Source organism: Acidovorax sp. GW821-FHT10E04, assembly GCF_059415185.1.
Genome location: NZ_JBWKMT010000001.1, coordinates 175,506 through 200,450, shown reverse-complemented (window position 1 = coordinate 200,450; position 24,945 = coordinate 175,506). Strand labels below are relative to the sequence as shown.

At 69.0% G+C, this 24,945-nt stretch carries 21 protein-coding genes; 11 read left to right on the top strand and 10 right to left on the bottom strand.

The annotated features are described in order from the left end of the window. Nucleotides 1-30: 30 nt before the first annotated feature. Nucleotides 31-441: a diacylglycerol kinase gene (locus AC07OC_RS00880; protein WP_218294492.1), complete on the top strand. Its 411-nt coding sequence runs from the start codon at nucleotides 31-33 to the stop codon at nucleotides 439-441. Then, entirely contained in the window at nucleotides 434-1,027 is a 594-nt protein-coding gene (locus AC07OC_RS00875) for an LOG family protein (protein WP_218294491.1), read from the top strand. Before AC07OC_RS00880 ends, AC07OC_RS00875 begins: the two co-directional genes overlap by 8 nt. Before the next feature lie 180 nt (nucleotides 1,028-1,207). Here the strand turns inward: AC07OC_RS00875 and AC07OC_RS00870 are convergent, their stop codons facing one another. Both AC07OC_RS00870 and AC07OC_RS00865 read right to left on the bottom strand, forming a co-directional pair. After that, the gene (locus tag AC07OC_RS00870; RefSeq protein ID WP_218294490.1) at nucleotides 1,208-1,546 is read right to left on the bottom strand and encodes a P-II family nitrogen regulator; all 339 of its coding nucleotides are present in this window, start codon (nucleotides 1,544-1,546) and stop codon (nucleotides 1,208-1,210) included. Nucleotides 1,547-1,601: 55 nt separating this feature from the next. Next, nucleotides 1,602-3,260 carry an NAD+ synthase gene (locus AC07OC_RS00865; RefSeq protein ID WP_218340962.1) on the bottom strand — a complete coding sequence of 553 codons (1,659 nt, stop codon included), beginning with the start codon at nucleotides 3,258-3,260 and terminating at the stop codon, nucleotides 1,602-1,604. A gap of 80 nt (nucleotides 3,261-3,340) precedes the next feature. Between AC07OC_RS00865 and AC07OC_RS00860 the strand changes: the two genes are divergently transcribed. After that, a complete protein-coding gene (locus tag AC07OC_RS00860; RefSeq protein WP_218294488.1) occupies nucleotides 3,341-4,600 on the top strand; it encodes a GNAT family N-acetyltransferase in 1,260 nt (419 codons plus the stop codon). Nucleotides 4,601-4,654: 54 nt separating this feature from the next. On the opposite strand, the gene AC07OC_RS00855 is transcribed toward AC07OC_RS00860, so the two are convergent. Together AC07OC_RS00855 and AC07OC_RS00850 are read right to left on the bottom strand one after the other, a co-directional pair. Next, nucleotides 4,655-6,400 carry a methyl-accepting chemotaxis protein gene (locus tag AC07OC_RS00855; protein ID WP_218340961.1) on the bottom strand — a complete coding sequence of 582 codons (1,746 nt, stop codon included), beginning with the start codon at nucleotides 6,398-6,400 and terminating at the stop codon, nucleotides 4,655-4,657. Between the two features lie 372 nt (nucleotides 6,401-6,772). Next, entirely contained in the window at nucleotides 6,773-7,288 is a 516-nt protein-coding gene (locus AC07OC_RS00850; protein WP_218298109.1) for a chemotaxis protein CheW, read from the bottom strand. 357 nt (nucleotides 7,289-7,645) lie between these two features. Here AC07OC_RS00850 and AC07OC_RS00845 point away from each other — a divergent pair, with 357 nt between their 5' ends. Beyond that, the gene (locus AC07OC_RS00845; RefSeq protein WP_218340960.1) at nucleotides 7,646-8,452 is read left to right on the top strand and encodes an alpha/beta fold hydrolase; all 807 of its coding nucleotides are present in this window, start codon (nucleotides 7,646-7,648) and stop codon (nucleotides 8,450-8,452) included. Between the two features lie 129 nt (nucleotides 8,453-8,581). Here AC07OC_RS00845 and AC07OC_RS00840 read toward each other — a convergent pair whose 3' ends face one another. From AC07OC_RS00840 to ppa, 3 genes are all read right to left on the bottom strand, one after another. Further along, on the bottom strand, nucleotides 8,582-10,405 hold the full coding sequence (locus AC07OC_RS00840; protein WP_494600321.1) for a methyl-accepting chemotaxis protein: 1,824 nt from the start codon (nucleotides 10,403-10,405) through the stop codon (nucleotides 8,582-8,584). Nucleotides 10,406-10,649: 244 nt separating this feature from the next. Then, nucleotides 10,650-11,807 carry an esterase-like activity of phytase family protein gene (locus AC07OC_RS00835; protein WP_494600320.1) on the bottom strand — a complete coding sequence of 386 codons (1,158 nt, stop codon included), beginning with the start codon at nucleotides 11,805-11,807 and terminating at the stop codon, nucleotides 10,650-10,652. 297 nt (nucleotides 11,808-12,104) lie between these two features. Continuing rightward, on the bottom strand, nucleotides 12,105-12,644 hold the full coding sequence (gene ppa / locus AC07OC_RS00830) for an inorganic diphosphatase (protein WP_218297607.1): 540 nt from the start codon (nucleotides 12,642-12,644) through the stop codon (nucleotides 12,105-12,107). A 268-nt stretch (nucleotides 12,645-12,912) separates the two neighbouring features. Here ppa and AC07OC_RS00825 point away from each other — a divergent pair, with 268 nt between their 5' ends. Then, nucleotides 12,913-14,994 (top strand): sodium-translocating pyrophosphatase, encoded by a 2,082-nt coding sequence (locus tag AC07OC_RS00825; protein ID WP_218341639.1) that lies wholly within the window; start codon nucleotides 12,913-12,915, stop codon nucleotides 14,992-14,994. Between the two features lie 114 nt (nucleotides 14,995-15,108). Then, nucleotides 15,109-17,457 carry a DUF1631 family protein gene (locus tag AC07OC_RS00820; RefSeq protein ID WP_218341638.1) on the top strand — a complete coding sequence of 783 codons (2,349 nt, stop codon included), beginning with the start codon at nucleotides 15,109-15,111 and terminating at the stop codon, nucleotides 17,455-17,457. 275 nt (nucleotides 17,458-17,732) lie between these two features. Here the strand turns inward: AC07OC_RS00820 and AC07OC_RS00815 are convergent, their stop codons facing one another. The 3 genes from AC07OC_RS00815 to AC07OC_RS00805 are packed head-to-tail and all read right to left on the bottom strand — an operon-like array spanning nucleotide 17,733 to nucleotide 20,227. Further along, nucleotides 17,733-19,148, bottom strand: a complete 1,416-nt coding sequence (locus AC07OC_RS00815) for a sensor histidine kinase (protein WP_218341637.1) — start codon at nucleotides 19,146-19,148, stop codon at nucleotides 17,733-17,735. Beyond that, on the bottom strand, nucleotides 19,145-19,819 hold the full coding sequence (locus AC07OC_RS00810) for a response regulator (protein ID WP_218341636.1): 675 nt from the start codon (nucleotides 19,817-19,819) through the stop codon (nucleotides 19,145-19,147). Before AC07OC_RS00810 ends, AC07OC_RS00815 begins: the two co-directional genes overlap by 4 nt. Before the next feature lie 6 nt (nucleotides 19,820-19,825). Further along, nucleotides 19,826-20,227 (bottom strand): PepSY domain-containing protein, encoded by a 402-nt coding sequence (locus AC07OC_RS00805; protein WP_218341635.1) that lies wholly within the window; start codon nucleotides 20,225-20,227, stop codon nucleotides 19,826-19,828. Nucleotides 20,228-20,340: 113 nt separating this feature from the next. On the opposite strand from AC07OC_RS00805, the gene AC07OC_RS00800 reads away from it, so the two are divergent. The 5 genes from AC07OC_RS00800 to AC07OC_RS00780 all read left to right on the top strand — a co-directional run bounded on the left by AC07OC_RS00800 (nucleotide 20,341) and on the right by AC07OC_RS00780 (nucleotide 24,935). Next, a complete protein-coding gene (locus AC07OC_RS00800) occupies nucleotides 20,341-20,745 on the top strand; it encodes a DUF1924 domain-containing protein (protein ID WP_218341634.1) in 405 nt (134 codons plus the stop codon). 12 nt (nucleotides 20,746-20,757) lie between these two features. Continuing rightward, complete coding sequence (locus AC07OC_RS00795) at nucleotides 20,758-21,282, top strand: diheme cytochrome c (protein WP_218297614.1); 525 nt, start codon at nucleotides 20,758-20,760, stop codon at nucleotides 21,280-21,282. 44 nt (nucleotides 21,283-21,326) lie between these two features. Then, nucleotides 21,327-22,082: a cytochrome b/b6 domain-containing protein gene (locus AC07OC_RS00790; RefSeq protein ID WP_218341633.1), complete on the top strand. Its 756-nt coding sequence runs from the start codon at nucleotides 21,327-21,329 to the stop codon at nucleotides 22,080-22,082. A gap of 33 nt (nucleotides 22,083-22,115) precedes the next feature. Beyond that, the gene (locus AC07OC_RS00785; protein ID WP_218341632.1) at nucleotides 22,116-22,280 is read left to right on the top strand and encodes a rubredoxin; all 165 of its coding nucleotides are present in this window, start codon (nucleotides 22,116-22,118) and stop codon (nucleotides 22,278-22,280) included. 111 nt (nucleotides 22,281-22,391) lie between these two features. Next, nucleotides 22,392-24,935 carry a cation-translocating P-type ATPase gene (locus AC07OC_RS00780; protein WP_218341631.1) on the top strand — a complete coding sequence of 848 codons (2,544 nt, stop codon included), beginning with the start codon at nucleotides 22,392-22,394 and terminating at the stop codon, nucleotides 24,933-24,935. The last annotated feature ends 10 nt before the right edge of the window (nucleotides 24,936-24,945 follow it).

The following is a 24,945-nucleotide window of genomic DNA, read 5'->3' as shown; positions in this document are numbered from 1 at the left end:
GTCACGCGGGTGCGAGACAATGCCCGGACCATGTCCCTATCTCCGCCGCAGCCCGTCGCGCCCGCCAACCCCCAGAAAGCCCGCTCGGGCCTGAACCGCATCTGGCACGCCGCCGGCTATTCGCTGGAAGGCCTGCGCGCGGGCTGGAACGAAAAGGCGTTCCGCCAGGAGGCCATTGCCGCCATGGTGCTGCTGCCCCTGTCGCTGTGGCTGGGGCGCAGCTGGGTGGAGGTGGCGCTGCTGGCAGGCTCCGTGGTGATCGTGATGATCGTGGAGCTGCTCAACACCGGCATCGAGACCGCCATCGACCGCATCGGCCCCGAATGGCACGACCTTTCAAAACGCGCCAAGGACATGGGCAGCGCCGCCGTGCTGCTGGCGCTGCTGCTGTGCATGGGCATCTGGGGCGCGGCTGTTTTTCAGAGGATCTTCCATGGTTGAACCGGCATTTTCAGTGTGTGTGTACTGCGGCTCGCGCCCTGGCGAGAACCCGGCCTTCGCCCAGGCCGCCAAGGCCGTGGGCCAGTGGATCGGCCAACGTGGCGGGCAGCTGGTGTATGGCGGTGGGCGCAGCGGGCTGATGGGCACGGTGGCCGAGGCCACCCGCGTGGCGGGCGGGCGCGTGGTGGGCGTGATTCCGCAGGCGCTGGTGGACAAGGAGCTGGCCAACCGCCTGTGCGACGAGCTTCACATCGTGCAGACCATGCACGAGCGCAAGGCGATGATGGCCGAGCGCAGCGACGCCTTCCTGGCCCTGCCCGGCGGCATCGGCACCTTCGAAGAGCTGTTCGAGGTGTGGACCTGGCGCCAGCTGGGCTACCACGACAAGCCGCTGGGCCTGCTCAATGTCGCGGGCTACTACGACGCGCTGATGGGCTTCCTGGACCACAGCGTGGCCAGCGGCTTCATGGGCGAATGGCAGATGGGACTGCTGCATGCGTCCGCCGACGCCGATGCGCTGCTGCGCACGCTGGTGCAGTCCGCCGGCCCCGGTCAGGCGCCGGTGCCGCTGCGTGCCGTGATCTGACGGCCGGGCCGCGCGGGTACGGGGTCACCCCCGCATCGCGCTGCCGGCACCCACACAACAAAACAAAAGCGAAAGGGGCGGTTTTCCGCCCCTTTCGCTTTGTGCCTTGTCCTTGTGTGTGTCTTGCGTGCCTTTTCCTTGCGGGAGCCCGTGCGGCCCCGGCCAGGCGGGCGCAACCCCTCAGACCGCGGCGTCGTCCAGGTCGCCGGTGCGGATGCGCACCACGCGCTCCACCGAGGTGACGAAGATCTTGCCGTCGCCGATCTTGCCCGTGCGCGCGACGCTCACGATGGCATCCACGCAGCGGTCCACGTCTTCGCTCTTCACGACGACCTCGACCTTCACCTTGGGCAGGAAGTCCACCACGTATTCAGCGCCCCGGTACAGCTCGGTGTGGCCCTTCTGGCGGCCAAAGCCCTTCACCTCGGTCACGGTGAGGCCGGTCACGCCACATTCAGCCAGGGCTTCGCGGACTTCTTCGAGCTTGAAGGGCTTGATGACGGCGGTGATCATTTTCATGGCGGGTCTCCTGGAGGATGTAAAAAATGGGGGCTGAAAGCGCAGCGCCGAAGCGTCACGCCCTGAATTTGCTGGTGATAGGGTAACGCCAGTCCTTGCCGAAGCTGCGGCGCGTGACGCGAATCCCTACGGGAGCCTGGCGGCGCTTGTACTCGTTGAGCTTGATGAGGCGCGTCACACGCTCCACATCGGCGCGCGCAAAACCGCTGGCGATGATGGACTCGATGGGCTCATCGTTCTCCATGTAGCGCGCCACGATGGCGTCCAGCACTTCGTAGGGCGGCAGGCTGTCCTGGTCTTTCTGGTCGGGGCGCAGCTCGGCGCTGGGCGGGCGGGTGATGATGCGCTCGGGAATGGGACTGGCGCCCGTGCCGTACGGATCGTTGGCGTTGCGCCAGCGCGCCAGGTCGAACACCCGTGTCTTGGCCACGTCCTTGATCACCGCGAAGCCACCCGCCATGTCGCCATACAGCGTGCAGTAGCCCGTGGACATCTCGCTCTTGTTGCCCGTGGTGAGCACGATGGCGCCGAACTTGTTGGACAGCGCCATGAGCAGCGTGCCCCGGATGCGCGCCTGCAGATTTTCCTCGGTGGTGTCCTCGGCCAGACCCGCGAAGTCGCTCGCCAGCGCGGCCTTGAAGGCCTCGAACTGCGGCTTGATGGAGATCTCGTCGTAGCGCACGCCCAGGCGGGCAGCCATGTCGCGCGCATCGATCCAGCTGATGTCGGCCGTGTAGGGCGACGGCATCATCACCGTGCGCACCTTGTCGGCGCCCAGCGCGTCCACGGCAATGGCCAGCACCAGGGCCGAGTCGATGCCGCCCGAGAGCCCCAGCAGCGCGCCCGGAAATCCGTTCTTGCCCACATAGTCCCGCACCCCCAGCACCAGGGCGTCCCACAGGTCCGCCTCCAGGCTTTTCTCCGGCGCGATGTCTGCTTCAAATTTGATAGCCTCCTGCGCTTGCTGGACTTGCGCAAAGACCAGTTTTTCTTCAAACCCAGGACCACGCCCAGCCACAGAGCCGTCGGCGTTGAGCGCGAAAGATCGGCCCTCGAACACCACCTCGTCCTGCCCGCCCACCAGGTGGGCGTACACCAGCGGCAGGCCGGTCTCGGCCACGCGTTCGCGCATGGTCTGCTCGCGTTCGGCGCTCTTTCCCAAGTGGAAGGGCGATGCATTGATGACCGCCAGCAGCTGCGCGCCCGCGGCCGCCGCATCGTGCGCCGGCGCGGCGAACCAGGCGTCCTCGCAGACCAGCAGGCCCACCCGCACGCCCTCCACCTCGAACACGCAGGGCGCGCTGCCAGCCACGAAGTAGCGGCGCTCGTCGAACACCTGGTAGTTGGGCAGCTCGCGCTTGGCGTAGGTCTGCTCGATGCGGCCCTCGCGCAGCACGCTGGCGGCATTGAGGCAGGCGCTGAACGCAGGCGCATCGGGCGACACCGCCTGCGGATGGCCCAGCACGATGGCCAGGCCTTTCAACCCTGCCGTCTCGCGGGCCACGGTTTTCACGGCATCATCGCAGGCCGCGATGAAGGCGGGGCGCAGGAACAGGTCTTCGGCGGCATAGCCACAGATGGCGAGTTCGGGCGTGAGCAGCAGCCGGGCACCCCGGGCATGGGCTTCGCGGGCCGCGGCAATGATCTTCTGCGCGTTCTGGGGCATGTCGCCCACGACAAAGTTGAGCTGCGCAGTGCAAATGGAGAGCGTCATGGAACTGGAATCGGCCCCTGCGGCCAGGTTGAATACCGCCACTGCGGACCCGCGGCACCGGGGGTGGAGCGGGGGATCGCATGGCTGAAGCCGCCATTATCGCCCGCGTACTCGCATCCCCGCTCGACGTCGGGGCCGACGCCTGGAACGCCCTGCTCGCCCGGCAGAGCCACCCCACGCCCTTCATGCGGCACGAATACCTGGCCGCCCTGCACGAAAGCGGCAGCGCCACGCCACGCACCGGCTGGGCCCCCCGGTTCATGACCCTGTGGGAGGACGGCACGCTGATCGCGGCCTGCCCCCTGTACCTCAAGAGCCATTCGTACGGAGAGTATGTGTTCGACTGGGCGTGGGCCAGCGCGTATGAGCAGCACGGCGTGCCGTACTACCCCAAGGCCGTCGTGGCCGTGCCTTTCACGCCGGTGCCCGGTACGCGCCTGATGGCGCGCGACGAGGCCACGCGCGCGCTGCTGGTGCAGGCCGTGTGCCAGTGGTGCGGGGAGGAAAACGTCTCTTCCGTGCATGTGCTGTTTGCCAGCGACGACGACGCGCGGACCTGCGCGGGGCGCGACCTGATGCTGCGGCACACCGTGCAATTCCACTGGAAGAACCAGGCTCCCGCGCCCGGCGGCGGGGACGGCTACCGCAGCTTCGACGAATTCCTCGCCAGCCTGTCCCAGGAAAAACGCAAGAAGATCCGCCAGGAACGCCGCCGCGTGGCCGATGCGGGCGTTACGTTCCGGTGGGCGCGCGGCACGGACATCCCGCAGGCGGACTGGGATTTCTTCTACCGCTGCTACGAGCGCACCTACCTCGAGCACGGCAACCCGCCCTACCTCACGCGCGACTTCTTCGCGCGCATGGCCGCGCAGCTGCCCGGCGCCTGGCTGCTTTTCATCGCCGAACGCAACGGGCGGCCCATTGCCAGCAGTCTGATAGCTGTCGGCGCGGATTCATCAAGCGCCAGCGGCCCAAACGCCCATGAACCCGTGGCGTATGGCCGCTACTGGGGGGCGCTGGAGCGCGTGGACTGCCTGCATTTCGAGGCCTGCTACTACCAGCCCCTGCAGTGGTGCATCGAACACGGCGCGCGGCGCTTTGAAGGCGGTGCCCAGGGTGAACACAAGATGGCCCGCGCGCTGCTGCCGGTGCAGGCCACCAGTGCCCACTGGCTGGCGCACCCGGCCTTCGCCGAAGCGGTGGAGCGGTTCCTGGCGCGCGAAAGCGAAGGCGTCCAGCACTACCTGGACGAACTGCAGGAGCGCAGCCCGTTCAGGCAGGCGCCGCCGGGGGCTGAGGCCAGGGCCGCCTTGGCTCCGCACGGCGCCGGCACGGGCTGAGGGGCCACAGCCCCGTCTCCTTCCGGCCCCTCCCCCTTCCAGCCCGGGCGCCTGTCAGAAGCTCTCCCAGTCATCCTCCGCGCCCGCCGCCACGGGCTGCGGTGCGGGGGCCTTCGGCCTGGCCGCCGCGATGGAAGGTGGCCGCGCGGCGGGGGCCGCCTTGCCGCCGGCCGGGCGCATCGCGGCACCCGCCGCCCGCAGGGCGGGCCGGGGCGGCGCCGCGACGGCGGCGGCAGCAGCGGCGGCCGTGGGCCGGGACTGGTCGGACGAGAGCTTGAACACCGCCACCGCGCCCACCAGCGCCTGGGCCTGCTGGCTCAGGCTGCTGGCGGCCGCGGCCATTTCCTCCACCAGGGCCGCGTTCTGCTGCGTCACCTGGTCCATCTGCGTGATCGCCTCGCCCACCTGCGACACGCCCTGGCTCTGCTCGCTGCTGGCCGCGCTGATCTCGCCCATGATGTCCGTCACGCGGCGGATGGAGGACACCACCTCGGTCATGGTGACACCGGCCTTGTCCACGAGCACCGAGCCCTGCTCCACGCGCTCCACGCTGGCGGTGATCAGGGCCTTGATCTCCTTGGCCGCCTCGGCGCTGCGCCCGGCCAGGCTGCGCACCTCGCCCGCCACCACGGCGAAGCCACGCCCCTGCTCGCCCGCGCGCGCCGCCTCCACCGCCGCGTTGAGCGCCAGGATGTTGGTCTGGAACGCGATGCCGTCGATCACGCTGATGATGTCGGCGATCTTCTTGCTGCTGTCGTTGATGCCCTTCATGGTCTCGACCACCTCCGACACCACATCGCCGCCCTGCCCCGCCACGGTGGATGCGCTCATCGCCAGCTGGTTGGCCTGGCGCGCGTTGTCCGCGTTCTGCTTGACGGTGGAGCTGAGCTCCTCCATCGACGCCGCCGTCTCCTGCAGCGCGCTGGCCTGCTGTTCGGTGCGGCTGGACAGGTCGTTGTTGCCCGACGCAATCTCGGCACTGGCAGACGCCACACCCTGCGCATTCCCGCGTACCCCCGATACCACATGGGCCAGGTTGTCGCGCATGGTGGTCAGGCCGCCCAGCAGCAGGGAGATCTCGTCCCTGCCCCGCGCATCGATCGGCACCGTCAGGTCGCCCCGCGCCACCGAATCGGTGATCTGCACCGCATTGCCCAGGGCGCGCGATATCTGCCGGATCATGGCGCCGCCCATCAGCACCGCCAGCACGATGCCCAGCACGACGGCCGTGAGCGCGACGGCGCGAATCGCCTGAAAGCTCGATTCGGCCCGGTCGTACTCGGCCTTGGCCCGGTCCAGCTGCACCTGCATGAGCAGGCCCAGCACATCCTGCAGCGGGTCGATGGCGGGGTACATCTCCTTGGCGGCGAACGCCGTCAGCGCCGCCGTGTCGCCCGAGCGGAAATGGCCGGTCAGCGTGTCGGCGGCCGCGTCGGCCTTGGCCTGCAGGGGCTTGAAGCGCTCGACCAGCTGGGCTTCCTCGGGCACGAGGTGCGTGGCCAGGTAGGCCTTCCAGTTGGTGTCGATCGCCTTGCGCGCATCGGCCACCGACTGCTGGCCCTGGGCAGGCGTCATGGCCCCGTCGCGCACCTTGTGCGCGGTATCGACCACGTTGACCGCATACATGTCCGCGACCACCTTGATCTGCTTGAGCGGCACCACCCGGTCGTCATACACCGACTTGAGCCCCGCGTTGGACTGCCCCATGCCGAACAGGCCCGCCGCGCCCACCAGCAAAACGAGCAGGCACAGCGCCGCCAGCAAGCCGGCGAGGCGCGTGGATATCTTGAACTGGCTCATGGCAGCGCTCCTGAAGTGGGGAAAGAGAAAGGGGCCGGGAACTGGACGGCAGCCCGGGGCGCCCGCTGAGGCGAAGACGCCATGGCGCGCGCGGGCGAAGGAGAGCGGGATTGCGGGCGATGCGGGGCCCGTGCAGGCAGGCACCGCGCCACGGGCGGGCAGTGCGGGAATCAGCAGAGTCGGAGCCGCGAACCATGAGAGAACTCCCGGCGGAAGACCAACACGTCCCAAGGGCGGGCCCGCCGCCCTGGAACCGGTGCACGCGCACGGTCCGGGCCGGGGCCCCTGGCACCCAGCATAGCGCGTTCTGTTACGTTTGCGAACGCCGTGAGGGCGATAAACCACAGGCCCCCGCCGGGAGGCCTTGCGGGCCTACCTGGCGACCTGGGCGATCAGCCCGGTCTCCTCGCTGCTGAGCAGCGCCTCGATGTCCATCACGATCAGCGTGCGCTCGCCCAGGCTGGCAATCCCGGTGATGAAGGCCGGGTCCACATGGCCCTGGCGCTCGAACTGTGGGGCGGGCTTGATGAGGTCGGCGGTCAGCGAGGCCACGTCGGCCACGGCGTCCACGACCACGCCCACCACTGCCGTGCCGATGTCCAGGATGATGACCACCGTGAACTCGGTGTAGCTTGCCTCGGGGCACTGCAGCTTCAGGCGCAGGTCCAGGATGGGGACGATGCGCCCGCGCAGGTCGATCACTCCCTTGATGAAAACCGGGGAATGCGCCAGGCGCGTCGGCTGCTCGTAGGAGCGGATTTCCTGCACCCGCAGGATGTCGATGCCGTACTCCTCCGCCCCCAGCCGGAAGGTCAGGTACTCGCCCGCAGGCGCGGCGGCTGTCGACGCTGCTGCGTGACGGGACGAGGAGGCAGGGGCTGCGATCATGGCGCGGGCTTTCGGAAAGCAAGGGATGGAGGGGGCCGAGGAACGTCTGGACGGTCTCCCGCAGGCGGGGCGGGCCGCGCGGATGCGTGCGGGCGCGGGCACAGCAGCATAGCAGCCGGCGATGGCCAGGACCTGCCTCGCGGCGCGGGGCCCGCCGTCCCCGGGACGCCAGCGCAGGCATCGCGGCCTGGAATTGGAGAGCTAGCTCCATTCGGGCGCCCTGCCCGCCCTCGAAAAAATGCTACCGTCGCCCACGGTGCGCCGTGCGGCCCTTCCCTTCTTTTCCTGGAAGGCCCTGCACGGCACACCCGCAAGCCACACGACATGGCGCCCCGCTTTGTTTGAAATGATGAACCGATGCCCTTCTTCAGCAAGAAAGAAACCGATCCCGCCGACATCCCGCCGCCAGGCCTGCCGCTGCTGGCCCTGGAACTGCGGGCCCCTTGGGAGTTTGGCGCGGTGCTGCCCGCCTGGCCCGTGCTGCAGCGTGCCCCGCTGGGCGATGGCCACACGGTGATCGTGTTCCCCGGCCTCACGGCGGGGGATGCCACCACGGTTCCGCTGCGCCGCTACCTGGAGTCGCGCAACTACGAAACCCAGGGCTGGGGCCAGGGGTTGAACCTGGGCCCCAGGGACGGCGTGCTGGAAGCCGCCAAGCGCCAGCTGCAGGAGGCCAGCGAGGCCAGCGGCGGCAAGGTGAGCCTGGTGGGCTGGAGCCTGGGCGGCATCTATGCGCGAGAGCTGGCCAAGGAAATGCCCGGCCTGGTGCGCTGCGTGGTGACGCTGGGCACGCCTTTCGCCGGCCCGCACACCTCCACGAACGCGTGGCGCATCTACCAGTTCGCCAGCGGCCGCAGCATCGAGCGCGAAACCGAGAGCTACAACCTGCCCGAGGCCCCGCCCGTGCCCACCACCAGCATCTACTCGCGCACCGACGGCGTGGTGGCCTGGCGCGGCAGCATCCAGTCGCCAGCCGCGCACAACCCCCACACCGAGAACATCGAGGTGGTCGCCAGCCACTTCGGCATCGGCCTGAACCCCAGCGCCTGGTGGGCCGTGGCCGACCGGCTGGCACAGCCCCACGGGCCGGACGCCATGTGGCAGCCCTTCGAGCGGCCGGGCCTGCCGGGGCTTCAGTTGATCTACCCCGACCCGGAGCGCTGAGCCGCCCGCGCAAGAAAAAAAGCACGCCCGAGGACTCCTCCTCCCGCGTGCTTTGTTTTTGATAGCTGCCAGCGCTCGGGTATCAAGCGCTAGCAGCCTATTTGGCTTGCATTCTTCGCAGGCTCCCGCTCAAAAGCTCTCCCAATCGTCATCGCTGCCCGCCGGTGCGGCGGCGGGCTTGGGGGCGGGCGGTGCCGCGGGCCGGGGGGCTGGCAGGTGGGCGGCAGGGGCCGTGCTGTTGCGATGGCCATCCCGTGCCGCCGCCGTGCCGCCGCGCGGGGCCAGCGCGGGCGGCGGGGGTGCCGCCGCCACCCGCCGGGCCGCGGGCATGGCCGCGGCGGGGGGCCGCACCGGCGCCGCCGTTCCGGGCTGCGCCCCGGCCTCCAGCTTGAACACCGCCACCGCATTCACCAGGTCTCCGGCCTGCGCATTGAGCGCGCTGGCGGCGGCCGCCATCTCTTCCACCAGGGCCGCGTTCTGCTGCGTGGCCTGGTCCATCTGCGTGACCGCCTCGCCCACCTGCGACACGCCCTGGCTCTGCTCGCTGCTGGCCGCGCTGATCTCGCCCATGATGTCCGTCACGCGGCGAATGGCCCCGACCACCTCGGTCATCGTGGCGCCCGCCTTGTCCACCAGCGCGGTGCCCTGTTCCACGCGCTCCACGCTGGTGCCGATCAGGGCCTTGATTTCCTTGGCGGCCTGCGCCGAGCGCCCGGCCAGGCTGCGCACCTCGCCCGCCACCACGGCGAAGCCCCGGCCCTGCTCGCCCGCGCGTGCCGCCTCCACCGCCGCGTTGAGCGCCAGGATGTTGGTCTGGAACGCAATGCCGTCGATCACGCTGATGATGTCGGCGATCTTGCGGCTGCTGTCGTTGATGCCCTTCATGGTGTCCACCACCTCGGCCACCACGTCGCCGCCCTGCTGGGCGACGGTGGAGGCGCTCATCGCCAGCTGGTTGGCCTGGCGCGCGTTGTCCGCGTTCTGGCGCACCGTGGAGCCCAGCTCTTCCATCGAGGCGGCCGTCTGCTGCAGCGCCGAGGCCTGCTGCTCGGTGCGGGCCGACAGGTCGTTGTTGCCCGAGGCGATCTGCGAGCTGGCCGAGGCCACGCCTTCGGCGTTGCCGCGCACGCCCGAGACCACGCGCGCCAGGCTGTGGCGCATCTCGCCCAGGGCGGTGAGCAACTGGCCCATTTCATCCTTGCCGCCGGGCGGCACCTCGGAGGTGAGGTCGCCCCCGGCGATCGCACGGGCGGCCTGCACGGCATGGCGCGCAGGGCCCGTCACGGCGCGGGTGATGCCGATGCCCAGCACCGCCGCCAGCGCCACGCACACCGCCAGCGTGCCCAGCACCCAGATACGCGCCAGCGAGAAGACCTGGTAGGCATCCTCCTTGGCCTGCTGCGCGGCCTCGGTGTTGATCTTCTGCAGCTCGCCCAGTGTCTCGGCGGTGGCCACGAACGCGGCCTCGGACTCGCCCGCATAGAGCATGCCCAGCGCGTCGCTCGTGAGCTCCAGGGTTTCGGTGGTGCTGAAGTCCACGTTCCGGGCGATGTCCATCAGCTTGGCCTGCAGCTCCACATAGGCGGCCTTGCGCTTCTTGTAGGCGCCGTAGACCTCGCGCTCCCTGGGGATGTCGATCAGGGCTTCGTACGTGGTTTCGACGCGGTCCAGGTCCTTGTGGCGCGCGGCCACCTGTTCGGAGAACGCCTTGACCTCGGCCGCGTTGCGCGCGGTGACCACCCCCGCCTCCGAGCGGCGCATGCGGTTGAGCAGCACCCGCAGTTCGCCGGTCTGGGACACGCTGGGCAGCAGGTTGGTGGCGATCTCGTCGGCATTGGCATGGATGCGCGACATCTGCACCAGCGCGATGGCGCCCAGCAAGGCCGTGAACAGCACCAGCGACAGGAATCCCACGCCCAGTTTGACGCCGATGCGCAGATCGGAAATTTTCATGAATCACCCTTCCGGAGGGCGCCGCCACGGCCGCCCCCATTTGTAACAAAATGCTGAGCCAGTCTATCAGTCCGGCGCGGCATCTTCTCTCAGGTGTTTCACGGTTTCGGCGTCCACGCCAGGCGCGGCCTGCGGCCGCAGCGGCCTCCAGACGCTTCCGATTCGATAGCTGCCCGCGCCTTGCCGGCGGGCACCGGGCGGCCGCCGGGCGCCTCAACCGGGCGCCGCGCGCCGCTCCCAGGCGCTACTGCGGCAGCACCTCGAACACGATGAACTGGCTGGCCTGGGTGTCGGCCGTGAAGTTGTTGTCGGCCGCCAGCACGAGCGTGCGGTGGCCGTTGGGCAGCGTGTGGCCCCAGGTGATGGCCTCGATGTTGTCCAGCTTCACGCCCTGGTAGGCCAGCGGCATCTCCAGCAGCACCCGCCGCGTCATGGGCGCATAGGTGGCGCCCGCCAGGCGCGGGGTCCCGATCACATCGGTGGTGGCGCCGGTGATCTCGGTCCACACCAGGCGGATGGTGTTGCCCACGCCCGAGGCAAAGGCACGCTCCACCGCGATGAACTGGCCGTTGCCCACGGCCAGCAGGTCCGACAGGCCGTTGTCGGGCCCGAACGGCGCGCCCGGCGCCGCGTCCACCGGAATCGGGGGCAAGGCGTACGCGTACTGGCCCCGGGGCCGGCCGGTGCCTGGGTCGAAGGCCGTCACGCGCACCACGCTGCCGGCCTGCAGCGTGGTGAGGGGCCCGTCCTGGACCAGCGCGTCCTCGTTGGCCGCGTACACCGTGCCGTCGGGCGCCACCGCCAGCGCCTCGAAGACCTTGTTGCTGCGCGCGCCTTCCGTGGCGTTGTCCACGTAGCGGTACATGGCGGGCATCGCCAGTTCGCGCACGAAGGCTCCCTGGACCGTCATCTGCCGCACGAACGGCTGGAAGCGGCTGGCGGCGGTGGGGCTCCAGTTGCCTTCCGAGGCCCAGTACAGGCTGCCGTCCGGTGCGGTGCGGATGGCTTCGGGGTCCACCGTGCGGGCCGTGGCGGGGAACGGCGTGCCGTCCTCGCGCAGCATGTTCGCCTGGCGGTTGATCTTGACCGTGACGTTGCCGCTGGCACCGTAGTCGATGCCCAGGTTGTAAAAGCGCGGCGTGCCCCGCTCGCCGCCTCGGTCGTCCGAGATCGCCCAGTAGCTGCCGTCCGCCGCCCGGTCCAGACCCGAGATGCCGCCGAACTCGACCCCTTCGAACACCGTGCCCGTGGGCAGTGACGCACTGCCCAGCAGCCGCAGGGAGGCAATGGGCTGTGCGCGGCCATCGTCACCGTTGCCGCCGCAGCCCGCCAATGCAGCCGCCATCGCCACGGCGGTTGCCACGCCCACGGCCATGCGCCGCCATGAATGCACCAGTGCCATCGCCGCCGCTCCCGCCCTGCCGGGCCGTTGATTGAATGGAATGAATGAACCAGGAAAGCGCCAGAGCCTAGGGCGGCCGTGTTGCGGGACCATGACAGACGGGACCGGGGGCGGCAGACCGGCACCGCGCAGGCGTGCCGCCCCCCGGCCATGAAAAAAGCGCACAGGCCAGGAATCTGTGCGCTTTCACCAATTGCTTCCATTTTGATAGCTGCCAGCGCTTTACCATCAATCGCTGGCGGCCTCCACGGCCTCCAATCCGGCACGAACGGCCGGTGCGGAGGCCGGGTGCGGGAATCAGGCGTTGCCGGACTTCTTGTAGGCCTCGATGCCGTCCGTGATTTCCTTCTTGGCGGCGTCCAGGCCTTCCCAGCCCAGCACCTTGACCCACTTGCCCTTTTCCAGGTCCTTGTAGTGCTCGAAGAAGTGGGCGATGGCGTTGCGGCGCATGGCGTTCACGTCGTCGATGGTCTTCCAGTGGTCATACATGGGCAGCACCTTGGAGGTGGGCACGGCGATGACCTTGCCGTCCACGCCGGCCTCGTCTTCCATCATCAGGATGCCCAGCGGGCGGCAGGGCACGACAACACCGGGGAACAGGGGGTAAGGCGTGATCACCAGCACATCCACCGGGTCGCCGTCGCCCGACAGCGTCTGCGGCACGTAGCCGTAGTTCGTGGGGTAGTGCATGGCCGTGGTCATGAAACGGTCCACGAAAATGGCGCCCGATTCCTTGTCCACTTCGTACTTGATCGGGTCGGCGTTCATCGGGATTTCGATGACGACATTGAAGGCGTCGGGGACGTTCTTGCCTGGGGGGACGTTGTTGAGGGACATGTCTTTGGATAGTGGTTTGAAAACGATAACCCGCGAGGCATCCGGCGCTGACGCAGCGCAATGAAGCGTCGGGATTAACCCTGATTTTAGGCGCACGCCCCTTTCTGCCCGCTTGCAAACCGGCGTTTGCCTGTAAATTGGGCCCGTTGGCCAATCGACTCCTGCCGCGAAATGCCCAGGGAGCACGAGGAAGCAACGCAACGGAAGCACCACCGTCCCGCGTTGTGATGTTTCCTTCCGTGCAACTGAATATTTCAAGGAGTGACGAATGGCTGGAAATACAGCGCTGACTGCCCCTCTGATACTGGCTCTGGTTTGCGGATTGATTGCGGTGGCCTATGGCATCTGGGCCCGGGGATGGATCCTGGCCAAGGACCCCGGCAACGCCCGCATGCAGGAGATCGCCGCCGCCATCCAGGCCGGCGCCGCCGCCTACCTCGCCCGCCAGTACAAGACCATCGCCATCGTCGGCGTGGTGCTGGCGGTTCTCATCGGCATCTTTCTGGACGGCACCACGGCCGTGGGCTTCGTGGTGGGCGCGGTGCTCTCGGGCGCCTGCGGCTTCATCGGCATGAACGTGTCGGTGCGCGCCAACGTGCGCACGGCGCAGGCCGCCACGCACGGCATCGGCCCGGCGCTGGACGTGGCGTTCCGTGGCGGCGCCATCACCGGCATGCTGGTGGTGGGGCTGGGGCTGCTGGGCGTCACGGGCTTTTACTGGTTCCTGGCGGGCAACGGCAACCTCACGCCCACGGCCAACCTGGCCAATCTGCTCAACCCGCTGATCGGCTTTGCGTTCGGCTCGTCGCTGATCTCGATCTTCGCGCGGCTCGGTGGCGGCATCTTCACCAAGGGCGCCGACGTGGGCGCCGACTTGGTGGGCAAGGTGGAGGCCGGCATCCCTGAAGACGACCCGCGCAACCCCGCCGTGATCGCCGACAACGTGGGCGACAACGTGGGCGACTGCGCCGGCATGGCGGCCGACCTGTTCGAGACCTATGCGGTGACGCTGATCGCCACCATGGTGCTGGGCGCGCTGCTGGTGGCGGCGGCTCCGGTCAATGCCGTGGTGTACCCGCTGGCGCTGGGCGCCGTGTCCATCGTGGCGTCCATCATCGGCTGCTTCTTCGTCAAGGCCTCGCCCGGCATGAAGAACGTGATGCCCGCGCTGTACAAGGGCCTGGCGATCGCGGGCGTGCTGTCGCTCATCGCCTTCTACTTCGTCACGGTGTGGATCATGCCGGACAACGCCATCATGGCCAGCGGCAGCCAGATGCGCCTGTTTGGCGCCTGCTTCACCGGGCTGGCGCTGACGGCTGCGCTGGTCTGGATCACCGAGTTCTACACCGGCACGCAGTATTCGCCCGTGCAGCACATCGCGCAGGCCTCGACCACCGGGCACGGCACCAACATCATCGCGGGCCTGGGCGTATCGATGCGATCCACCGCCTGGCCGGTGATCTTCGTGTGCCTGGCCATCCTCTCGGCCTACCAGCTCGCGGGTCTGTACGGCATTGCGGTGGCGGCCATGTCCATGCTGTCCATGGCGGGCATCGTGGTGGCGCTGGACGCCTACGGCCCCATCACCGACAACGCCGGCGGCATCGCCGAGATGGCAGAGCTGCCCAGCAGCGTGCGCGACATCACCGACCCGCTGGACGCCGTGGGCAACACCACCAAGGCCGTGACCAAGGGCTATGCGATCGGCTCGGCCGGCCTGGCCGCGCTGGTGCTGTTCGCCGACTACACGCACAAGCTCGAGAGCTACGGCCGCGCCATCACGTTCGACCTGTCCGACCCGCTGGTCATCATCGGCCTGTTCATCGGCGGCCTGATCCCCTACCTGTTCGGCGCCATGGCCATGGAGGCCGTGGGCCGCGCGGCCGGCGCCGTGGTGGTGGAGGTGCGCCGCCAGTTCAACACCATCCCCGGCATCATGGACGGCACAGGCAAGCCCGAGTACGGCAAGGCCGTGGACATGCTGACCACCGCCGCCATCAAGGAGATGGTGATCCCCAGCCTGCTGCCCGTGGTCGTGCCCATCGTGGTGGGCCTGCTGCTGGGGCCCAAGGCGCTGGGCGGCTTGCTCATGGGCACCATCGTCACCGGCCTGTTCGTGGCCATCAGCATGTGCACCGGCGGCGGCGCCTGGGACAATGCCAAGAAATACATCGAGGACGGCCACCACGGCGGCAAGGGCAGCGAGGCCCACAAGGCCGCCGTGACCGGCGATACCGTGGGCGACCCCTACAAGGACACCGCCGGCCCGGCCATCAACCCGCTGATCAAGATCATCAACATCGTGGCGCTGCTGATCGTGCCGCTGGTGGTCAAGTTCCACGGCGGGTAGGTCGCCCGCGCCAGGCAGTCACCAGGCCTGACCCGCCTGGAATAGAGGGCAACCAGGGGCTTCGGCCCCTTTTTGCCGCGTACCATGATGGCTACCGGTATCTCTTCAGAGAAGATGGCCTTGAAACACACCGCATCGTCCGCCCCTGCCCCCTCCGACAGCCACGCCACGCCGTACCAGCGCATCGTGCACGGCGTGGTGGCGGAGTCCAGGCACCTGATGGAGCGCGTCGCCGAGGCCGCGCGCATGTCCCTGCAGGCGCGCCTGGACACCGCCCGCACCCCCGGCGAGCACCATGCCATGCTGGAAGCACGGCAGCAGCTCTCGCGGCTGGCCTTCGTGATGAGCGAGCGCTATCCCGACGCGCTGCGCAAGGCGCTCGACCAGGAAACCACGCGCAAGGACGAAAAATCCTCGCGCTCCCTGTTCACCGTCCATTTCGATGAACTCGAACTGATGGACGAGTCGCAGATCAGCGAAAGCGTCGAGCGTGCCCGTGCCCGCCAGGTCCTGATCTCCGCCGTCGAGGGGCCGCTGGCCGACCTGGACGCCCTGGTGTGCGCAGCGCAGGGGCTGCCGAAAGTGCTGCCCGACCAGAACCCCCTGCGCCCCGAGGTCTTCCTGCAGGCGCTGCAGGCCGTGGTGTCGCAGATGCAGGTCACGGACCAGGTGCGGCACGACTGGATGGGGCACCTGGCGCAGGCGCTGGGTACAGAGCTGCGCGGGCTGTACCTCGCCCAGACCGCGCAGCTGCGGCAAAGCGGCGTGCAGCCCGTGGGCTACGCCATGCGGCAGGCCGACGGCCAGGTCGTCTATGTCGCGCCGGCCGAGGGCGGCGCGTCCCCCGGCTTCGCCGCCGACACCGACCTGTCCGCCTCGGGGGGGGCTGCCGACCCGCTGCTCACGCTCGACCGCCTGCGCCGGCTCCTGCTGGGCGAACTCAGCGACAAGCCCGCCCCGGTACCGGAGCACGGGCCTGCGCCCCAGGAGAACTTCGCCGAGCGGTTCGCGCGCGAGTTCGAGAACCCCGATCAGCTTCCGGCGCTCGATCCACCCCCCACGGATTTCGCCATCACCGTGCCCGCCGCCTTCGAGGCACTGCAGGAGATGAACCAGGTCGGCCACATGATGGAGCGCCTGGGAAACCAGCGCCCTCCGGCGGGCGGCGGCGAGGGAGCGAGCTCCGCGGCCACGCCGCGCCGGCACGCCAGCGGGCTCGGTCAGGCCCTGAGCATGGAGGTGGTCGCGCTGATGGTGGACAACATCGCGCGCGACAGCCGGCTGCTGTGGCCCGTGCAGCAGTTCGTGCGGGCGCTGGAGCCCGCGCTGATGCAGCTGGCGCTGGCCGACCCCCGTTTCTTCAGCCACAAGGAGCATTCCGCGCGCCGCCTGCTGCAGGACATCACCGACCGCAGCCTCGCCTTCAACAGCACCGAGGCGCCCGGTTTCCAGAGCTTCATGCGGTCGCTCATGAACATTGCGGGCCCGCTGGCCACGGCCACCATCGAGGGCCCCCACGATTTCGAGCAGGTGCTGCAGCAGCTGCACGCCAAATGGGAGCAGAAAGAGCAGGCGGGCAAGCAGGAGCGCTTGCGCGCCATCGAGGCGCTGCAGCACGCGGAGCAGCGCCACCTCCTGGCGGCCAAGATATCGCGCGACATCTGGCTGCTGCCCGACATCGGCAAGGTTCCCGACGCCATCTCCCGCTTCCTGCTCGGCCCCTGGGCCAAGGTCATGGCCGAGGCGCGCCTGGCCGACAAGACCGGCAGCACCGACCCGGGCCGCTACCAGGAAGTGGTGGACGCGCTCATCTGGAGCGCGCAGCCCGAGCTGACGCGCATGAACACGGGCCAGCTCGCGCGCCTGCTTCCCAAGCTGCTGGCCAAGCTGCGCGAGGGGCTGGCGTCCATCGACTACCCCCCGGACCGGACCGAGGCCGTCTTCGCTCTGCTGATGCAGCTGCACCAGCAGGCCTTCAAGCCCACGCCGAGGCCCGCCGCTGCGCCGCCCGCGCCCTGCGCACCGCCCGCCGAGGCGAAGGCGGCGGCGCCAGCGCAGCCCGCCCCCCTCGAGGACGAAGAGCCCTGGGTCGCGCCCTCCGAAGCCAGGGAGTCGGGCTTCATGGAATCCTCGCAGTCTCCCGAGTCCGAGAGGCCGGAGCCCGTGCCGGCGCCCGAGGCGGGCGAGGCGCCGGGCATCCCCCCGCTGGCCATCGGCAGCTGGGTGAACCTGCTGGTCGCAGGCAAGTGGGAGCGGACCCAGCTGTCGTGGATCGGCTCGAACGGAACCTTCTTCCTTTTCACCAGCGCCTCCGGCCACACCCAGTCGATGACCCTGCGGCTGGTGGACCGGCTCATCCAGCAAGGCGCCCTGCACGTGCTCTCCCAGCAGACCGTGGTGGACGGCGCGCTGGATGCCGTGGCACAGATCGCCATGCGCAACAGCGTGGAGAGCAGGCTCTGACCGCTCCTGAATCAAGAGCAGCCAACGCATATTTCACAAGCGCTGAGGGCTTTCTTGCCTGCCACCGCGCGGCGAGCCGCGCCGTCCGGCCGCCCAAGGTCCCAAATATCGTGGCACGGCCTATCGTTCCCCTGATGGTCAAACGCCACGGCGGGTGATAGGCTCTCCACGTCCAGTCCAAGGCTTTGCGACATTCGAGAGATCGAGGGGATTTGTCAGGGCCTTAGCCCGCTTCGGCGGGCTTTTTTACGCCGGTGCCGCTCCGGCAGGCCTTTTTACACAGCCTCCCGCGCGGCGGGCAACGCAAGCACCACCCGCAGGCCGCCCAGGTCGGCCGGCTCCAGGTCCAGCCGCCCGCCGTAGATGGCCGCCAGGTCCTGCACGATGGCAAGGCCCAGCCCCGTGCCCGGCACCGTCTCGTCCAGCCGCACGCCACGTTCCACAGCCTGCGCACGCTGCGCGGCACCGATGCCGGGGCCGTCATCCTCGACACTGACCACAACCTGTGGCTGCCGCCCGCCGAGGGCCTGCGCCTGCAGCCGCACGGTGGACTGCGCCCATTTGCAGGCGTTGTCCAACAGGTTGCCCAGCATTTCCTGCAGATCCTGCGCCTCGCCTGCAAAGAACAGCGGAGCATCGGGCAGCGCTACCCTGATGTCCAGGCCCCTCCCGGCATGCACCTTGTTCATGACACGCACCAGTCCGCCCACCACCGGCTCCAGCGCCGTGCGCTGGCCGGGCAGGCGCGCCGATGCGGCCAAGCGTGACCGTGCCAGGTGCCAGTCGATGTGGCGCCGCGCGACCCGCACCTGGTCGTGCACCAGCGCCGCCAGCGCGCCCCCATCATCGGGTGGTGAAGCGCGCGCCGCGTTCTCCAGCACGGTCAGCGGTGTTTTCAAGGCGTGCGCCAGATTGCCCGCCTGGGTGCGCGCGCGTTCCACCACCTCGGCATTGCGGCCCAGAACGGCGTTGAAGTCATCCACCAGCGGCTGCACCTCGACAGGGAATGCGCCCTGCAGCTGGGTGGCCCGCGCCTGCTGCACATCCAGCAAACCCCGCTGCAGCGCCCGCAAGGGCTTGAGCCCCACCGCCACCTGGGTCCAGGCGGCCGCTGCCAGCAGCACCAGCAGCGCCGCCAGCGACAGCGCCAGCACGCGCGTGAAGCGCGCGGTGGCCGCCTGCGTGGCCTGCAGATCGGCCGCCACGATCAGGCGCCAGCGCGCCGTTTCCGCGCCCTCGGCACGCACCGAGCGCTCCAGCACCAGCAACGGCGCGCCCTGCGGGCCAGCCACTTCATGCACATGCACGGCGCCATCGGTCAGCGCATCCACCTGCAAGGCCAGGCTGGTGTCCCACAACGAGCGCGAACGCAGCACCCCGGCACGGCCGTGTCCATCGGGGGCCATGGCGTCAACCTGCCAGTACAGGCCGGAATAGGGTTTGAGCCAGCGCGGGTCCGACAGCGCCTGCGCAGCGATCGCCGGCCGGCCCTGGGCATCAAACTCCAGGCGCGCCGTGACCTGGTCCAGCTGCTGCAGGAGGGCCGCCTCGAACTGGCGCTGCACATGCTCGCGGAACAGCCCGCTGAGCACCACGCCAGCCAGCACCACGGCCACCGCCACCCCCGCCACCGTCACGGCCAGCAGCCGAAACCGCAGGGAGCGCGACCAGTGCAGACCGCTCCAGCTCATGGCGGCACCAGGCGGTAGCCCATGCCACGCACCGTCTCGATACGGGCAGCGTGGACCGACAGCGAATGCAGCTTTTTTCGCAAGCGCCCGACAAAGACTTCGATGGTGTTGGAGTCCCGGTCAAAGTCCTGTGCGTAGATGTGTTCGGTCAGCTCGGCGCGCGATACCAGCACGCCGGGCCGGTGCATGAGGTAGGCGAGCACCTTGTACTCATGCGCCGTCAGCGCCACGGGCTGGCCCGCGCAGGTCACACGGCCACTGCGGGTGTCCAGCGACCAGTCGCCACACTGCAGCACCGCCGACGCCAGCCCGCTCGTGCGGCGGATGAGTGCACGCAGGCGCGCCAGCAGTTCTTCCTGGTGAAATGGTTTGGTCAGGTAATCATCGGCACCGGCGTCGATACCCGCCACCTTTTCGTGCCAGTTGTCCCGCGCGGTGAGGATCAGCACCGGCATGTTGCGCCCCTCGGCCCGCCAGCGTTTGAGCACCGTGAGCCCGTCCACCACCGGCAGGCCCAGGTCCAGCACCACGGCATCCACCGCCTCGGTGTCGCCCAGAAACTGCGCGTCGCGCCCGTTGTCGGCTTCGTCCACGGTGTAGCCAGCGCCGTGCAGCGCCGTGCGCAACTGGGCGCGCAGCAACGTGTCGTCTTCTACCAGGAGGATGCGCATGGATGGCTAATTGCGAGGCCGCTCTTGCCGATGCTCTCGGCCGGTGCGTTGATCGTCGCGCGATTTGATGCGCAATACCTCGGCCGTTCGCGCATCCAGCTTGACCTTGGTCAACTGCCCCGCAGGTGTGAGCAGCTTGATCTCGTAAATCCAGCGATCCCGCTCCTGCTCCAGCTCCAGCTCCACTTCCAGCACCTGGCCGGGCACTTCGCGCTGCAGACGCTCCAGCACCACGGGCAACGGCAGCACCTGGCCCGCCTGCACGGCCTGCCGGGCGCGGTCGTGGTCTTCCTTGCCGCTGGCCAGAGCGTGTGGCGTAGCCAGCGCAGCGGCCCACAGCACACACGCCGCCACGTCCAGGCGCGCAACCCGGCAGCTTGTGGAGGCGCGGTAGGGGATGGAAACCATGGGTGCATTGTCCTGTCCGGTGTCTGAACGGCCGATGAACAGCCCTTTCACGCCCCGTTCAGGCAGCCATTTCAACAATGGCTGCACACGAAACAACCCACAAGGACAACACAATGCCCGCCCTCCGCACCCTGGCACTGACTGCGCTCTGCGCAATGGCGGCCACCAACATCAGCCACGCCGCAGACACCACCGCCGCCCGGCAGCTCGCGCACTGGAGCGCACAGGCCGGCAGCCCGGGCCACGCCGACAGGGGCAAGGTGTTCTTCACCACCCGACATGGCGGCGAGTGGTCTTGCGCCTCGTGCCACGGCACGCCACCCACCACGCAGGGCAAACATGCCAGCACCGGCAAGTCGATCGCACCCCTGGCCCCCGCCTTCAACCCCACAGCCTTCACCGACACGGCCAAGATCGACAAGTGGTTTCGCCGCAACTGCAACGACGTGCTGAGCCGCGAATGCACAGCGATCGAGAAGGCCGATGTGCTGGCCTACCTCAACGCTCTCAAGCCCTGAGGCCATCGCATCATGAAAAAATCTGTTCCCCTCCGCCCGGCGGCCAGGGCCGCCGCCGTGTGCGCGCTGACCCTGCTGTCGCTCTCCAGCGCCCGTGCGGAAGGCGGGCGGGCCATGCCCCGCAACGTGCCCGCCGCCTACACGCAGGAATGCGCGGCCTGCCACACCGCCTACCCACCCGGTCTGCTGCCCGCCGCATCGTGGAACCGCGTGATGACGGGCCTCGACAAACACTACGGCACCGACGCATCGCTGGACGCGGCCGCCGTGCGCCAGCTCAACCAGTGGCTGCAGGCCCACGCAGGTACCTACAAGCGCGTGAACGAGGAGCCCACGGAGGACCGCATCACCCGCTCGACGTGGTTTGAACGCAAGCACCGAAGGATTGCCTCCGCCACCTGGAAGCTCGCCAGCGTGAAAAGCGCCGCCAACTGCGCGGCCTGCCACACGGGCGCGGACCAGGGGCGGTTTGATGAACACAACCTGCGCATGCCGGCGGGGCTCGATCCCCGATCGCGCCGCGCATGGAACGACTGACCGCCACGGACAGAAACCTTCGGCGTCCCCACCAGGAGAACACGATGAACAACACCCCGTCCCTTCACCCTGCCGGCACCACGGCGCAGCCAGCCCCTGCCAAGGCCTCCGGCCGCCGGGTGACCGATGCGCCCACGCGCATGTTCCACTGGCTGTTCGCACTGTGCTTTGCGGGGGCCTACGCCACGGCCGACGGTGAACACTGGCGGCTGCTGCACGTCACGCTGGGCTACACCATGGCGGGCCTGCTGGGCTTTCGCTTGCTGTACGGCATCTTCGGGCCACGCACATCGGGCCTGGGCCTGCTGTGGCGCAAGCTGGCGGGGGCCCCGGCATGGCTGCGCACCCTGCCCCAGGCCACGTCGATCGCAGGGATCAACTGGCGCCAGGGCCAGAACCTGCTGATGGCGCTGGCCATCGTCTTGCTGCTGGCGCTGGTCGTGCCCCTCACGCTCAGCGGCTATGCCACGTACAACGACTGGGGCGAAGCGCTGGGTGGCGACTGGATGGAAGAAGTGCATGAGTTTGTTGGAAACGCCTTGCTCTTGGTGGCGCTGGCTCACATCGCACTGATTGCAGGCTTGAGCGTCCTGCGGCGCAAGAACCAGGCAATGCCCATGCTGACCGGCCGGGTGGAGGGCAAGGGGCCGGACCTGGTCCCCAAGAACCGCGCCTGGCTGGCCGCCCTGCTGCTGATCGCAGCCCTGGCCTTCGGCGCCTGGCAATGGCAGCAGTCACCCAGCGGCTGGACCGCCGGCAGCACATCGGCCCAGCGCCAGCAGCACCACGAGGACGACTGAGCCACGGCAACCACCACTGAAGGAAACCATCCCATGAAAATCTACATGTGCGTCGTCTGCGGGTGGATCTATGACGAAGCCGCTGGCAGGCCCGAAGACGGGTTGGCGCCCGGCACCTGCTGGGCCGACGTGCCTGAGGACTGGCGCTGCCCCGAGTGCCATGTCGGCAAAGCGGACTTTGTGATGTGCGAGGTGTGATGAAGGCAGATCGGGTGCGGCGCACTGCGCTGCGTCAGGGATGCAGACACCTGCACGCGGTATAACAGTTGCACCGTTGCAGCCCTCTGTACAACGCTGCCCCACGCCCCCATGCCCACCCCAGACTCCCCCACCGGCCTCGACCCGGCCCTGGCCGCCCAACGCCTGCGTGAAGAAGGCCCCAACGAACTGGGCATCAGCCAGCGCCGCACGCTGCGCGACATGGCCCGGGACGTGGTCACCGAGCCCATGTTCCTGCTGCTGCTGGGCGCAGGCGCCATCTACCTCGCCATGGGCGACGCGCACGAGGCGATGATCCTGCTGGGCTTTGTGGTCATCATCATGGCGATCACGGTGCTGCAGGAGCGCCGCACCGACAACGCGCTGAGCGCCCTGCGCGACCTCTCCAGCCCCCGCGCGCAGGCGCTGCGCGGCGGCACCCTGGTGCGCATTGCGGGCCGCGATGTGGTGCGCGAAGACCTGCTGATGATTGCCGAAGGCGACCGCATCCCCGCCGACGGCCTGCTGCTGCAGGCCCACGAGCTGACCACCAACGAATCGATGCTGACCGGTGAATCCGAGCCCGTGGCCAAGCAAACTGCCGACAAGGTGTTTGCGGGCACGCTGGTGGTTGGCGGCCAGGGCCTGGTTCGGGTCACGGCCGTGGGGCGCCACACCGAGCTGGGGCGCATTGGCCAGTCGCTCGACACCATTGCGCTGCAGGCCTCGCCGCTGCGCGAGGAAATGGCGCGACTCACGCACAAGCTGGTGCTCATCGGGCTGTCGCTGTGCGCGCTGCTGGTGGCCCTGTTCTGGGCGCTGCGCGGCGACGCGCTGCAGGCCGTGCTGGCGGGTATCACGCTGGCCATGGGCATCCTGCCGCAAGAGCTGCCCGTGATCATGATCGTCTTCCTCGCCCTGGCCGCGCGGCGGCTGGCGGCACAGCAGGTGCTGACGCGGCGGCTCAACGCCATCGAGACGCTGGGGCAGACCACCGTGCTGTGCGTGGACAAGACCGGCACCCTCACGCAAAACCGCATGGCCGTGGCGGCGCTGTGCATCGCCGGCCAAGAGCTGGATGTACAGAACCTGCGCGCAGCAGCAGGCGGCACGGCGCTGCCGGAGGCTTTCCACGAACTGCTGGAATACGCCGTGCTGGCCAGCGAGATCGAACCGCACGACCCGATGGAGCAGGCCTTTCACCGCATGGCGGGCGACCACCTGCTGGGCACTGATCATTTGCACCCCACATGGTCGCTGGCGCGCGAATACGAGCTGTCGCCCCGGCTGCTGGCCATGAGCCACCTGTGGCGCGACGGCACCTCGGCGCACGACACCGTGGCCACCAAGGGCGCGCCCGAAGCCGTGGCGGACCTCTGCCACCTGCCCGACGCCGAACGCGCCGCCGTCAGCGCCCAGGCCGCCCGCCTGGCCGACCGGGGCCTGCGGGTACTGGGCGTGGCCAAGGCCCGGCACCGCGCACAGGACACCTGGCCTGACATTCAGCACGACTTTGACTTTGAGTGGCTGGGCCTGGTGGCCCTGGCCGACCCGCTGCGTCCCGAGGTGCCCCAGGCCGTCGCGCAATGCCGCCAGGCGGGTATCCGCGTGGTGATGATCACCGGCGACCACCCTCGCACCGCCCGCGCCATTGCGGCCCAGGCGGGCATTGCCCATGAGAGCGTGGTCACCGGCGATGAGCTGGCCCAGATGCCGCCACAGGTACTGGCCGACAAGGTACGGCAGGTCAGTGTGTTTGCCCGCATCAAGCCGCACCAGAAACTGGCGCTGGTCGAAGCCCTCAAGGCCCAGGGCGAGGTGGTGGCCATGACGGGCGACGGTGTGAACGACGCCCCGGCCCTCAAGGCCGCCCACATCGGCATCGCCATGGGACAGCGCGGCACCGACGTGGCGCGCGAGGCCGCAGCCCTGGTGCTGCTGCACGACGATTTCGCAGCCATCGTGTTGGCGATTCATCGGGGGCGGCAGACCTTTGCCAACCTGCGCCAGGCCATGGTCTACACGCTGGCGGTGCACGTGCCCATCATTGGCCTGGCGCTGCTGCCGGTGCTGCTCGGGCTGCCGCTGGTGCTGGCGCCGCTGCACATCGCGTTTCTGGAACTGGTCATCGACCCGGCCTGCTCGATCGTGTTCGAGGCCGAGGAAGGCGCTGCCGATCTCATGCAGCAGCCGCCGCGCGGGGCTGGCGAGCCCCTGCTCTCGGCACGCCACTTCCTGCTGAGCATGTTGCAAGGCAGCGTGGTGACCGCCGCCGTGGTGGGCCTGTATGCCTGGCTCCTGGGCCAGCCGGCACATGCCGCCACTGCCAGCACGGCCGCATTCGTGGTGCTGGTGGCTGCGAATGCAGCGCTCATCCTGCCCAGCCGCGGCAGCGACACCCCCGGCATCTTGGGCTGGCGCAGCCTGTGGGCGGGCCTCACCCCCGTCAGCCTGTGGGTGTCGGGGGGCACGCTGGCGGCGCTGACCGCGATCACCACCGTGCCGGGGCTGGCCAGCGCTTTCAAGTTTGCGCCGCTATCGCCCCCGCACTGGTTCATGGCACTGCTGGCCGGGCTGGCGCTGACGGCAGTGTTTGCGGCCAACAAGCGGTGGCTGCAGCCCGCGACACTGGAGCACAATCACCCGCCTGCTTGACACACCGCCG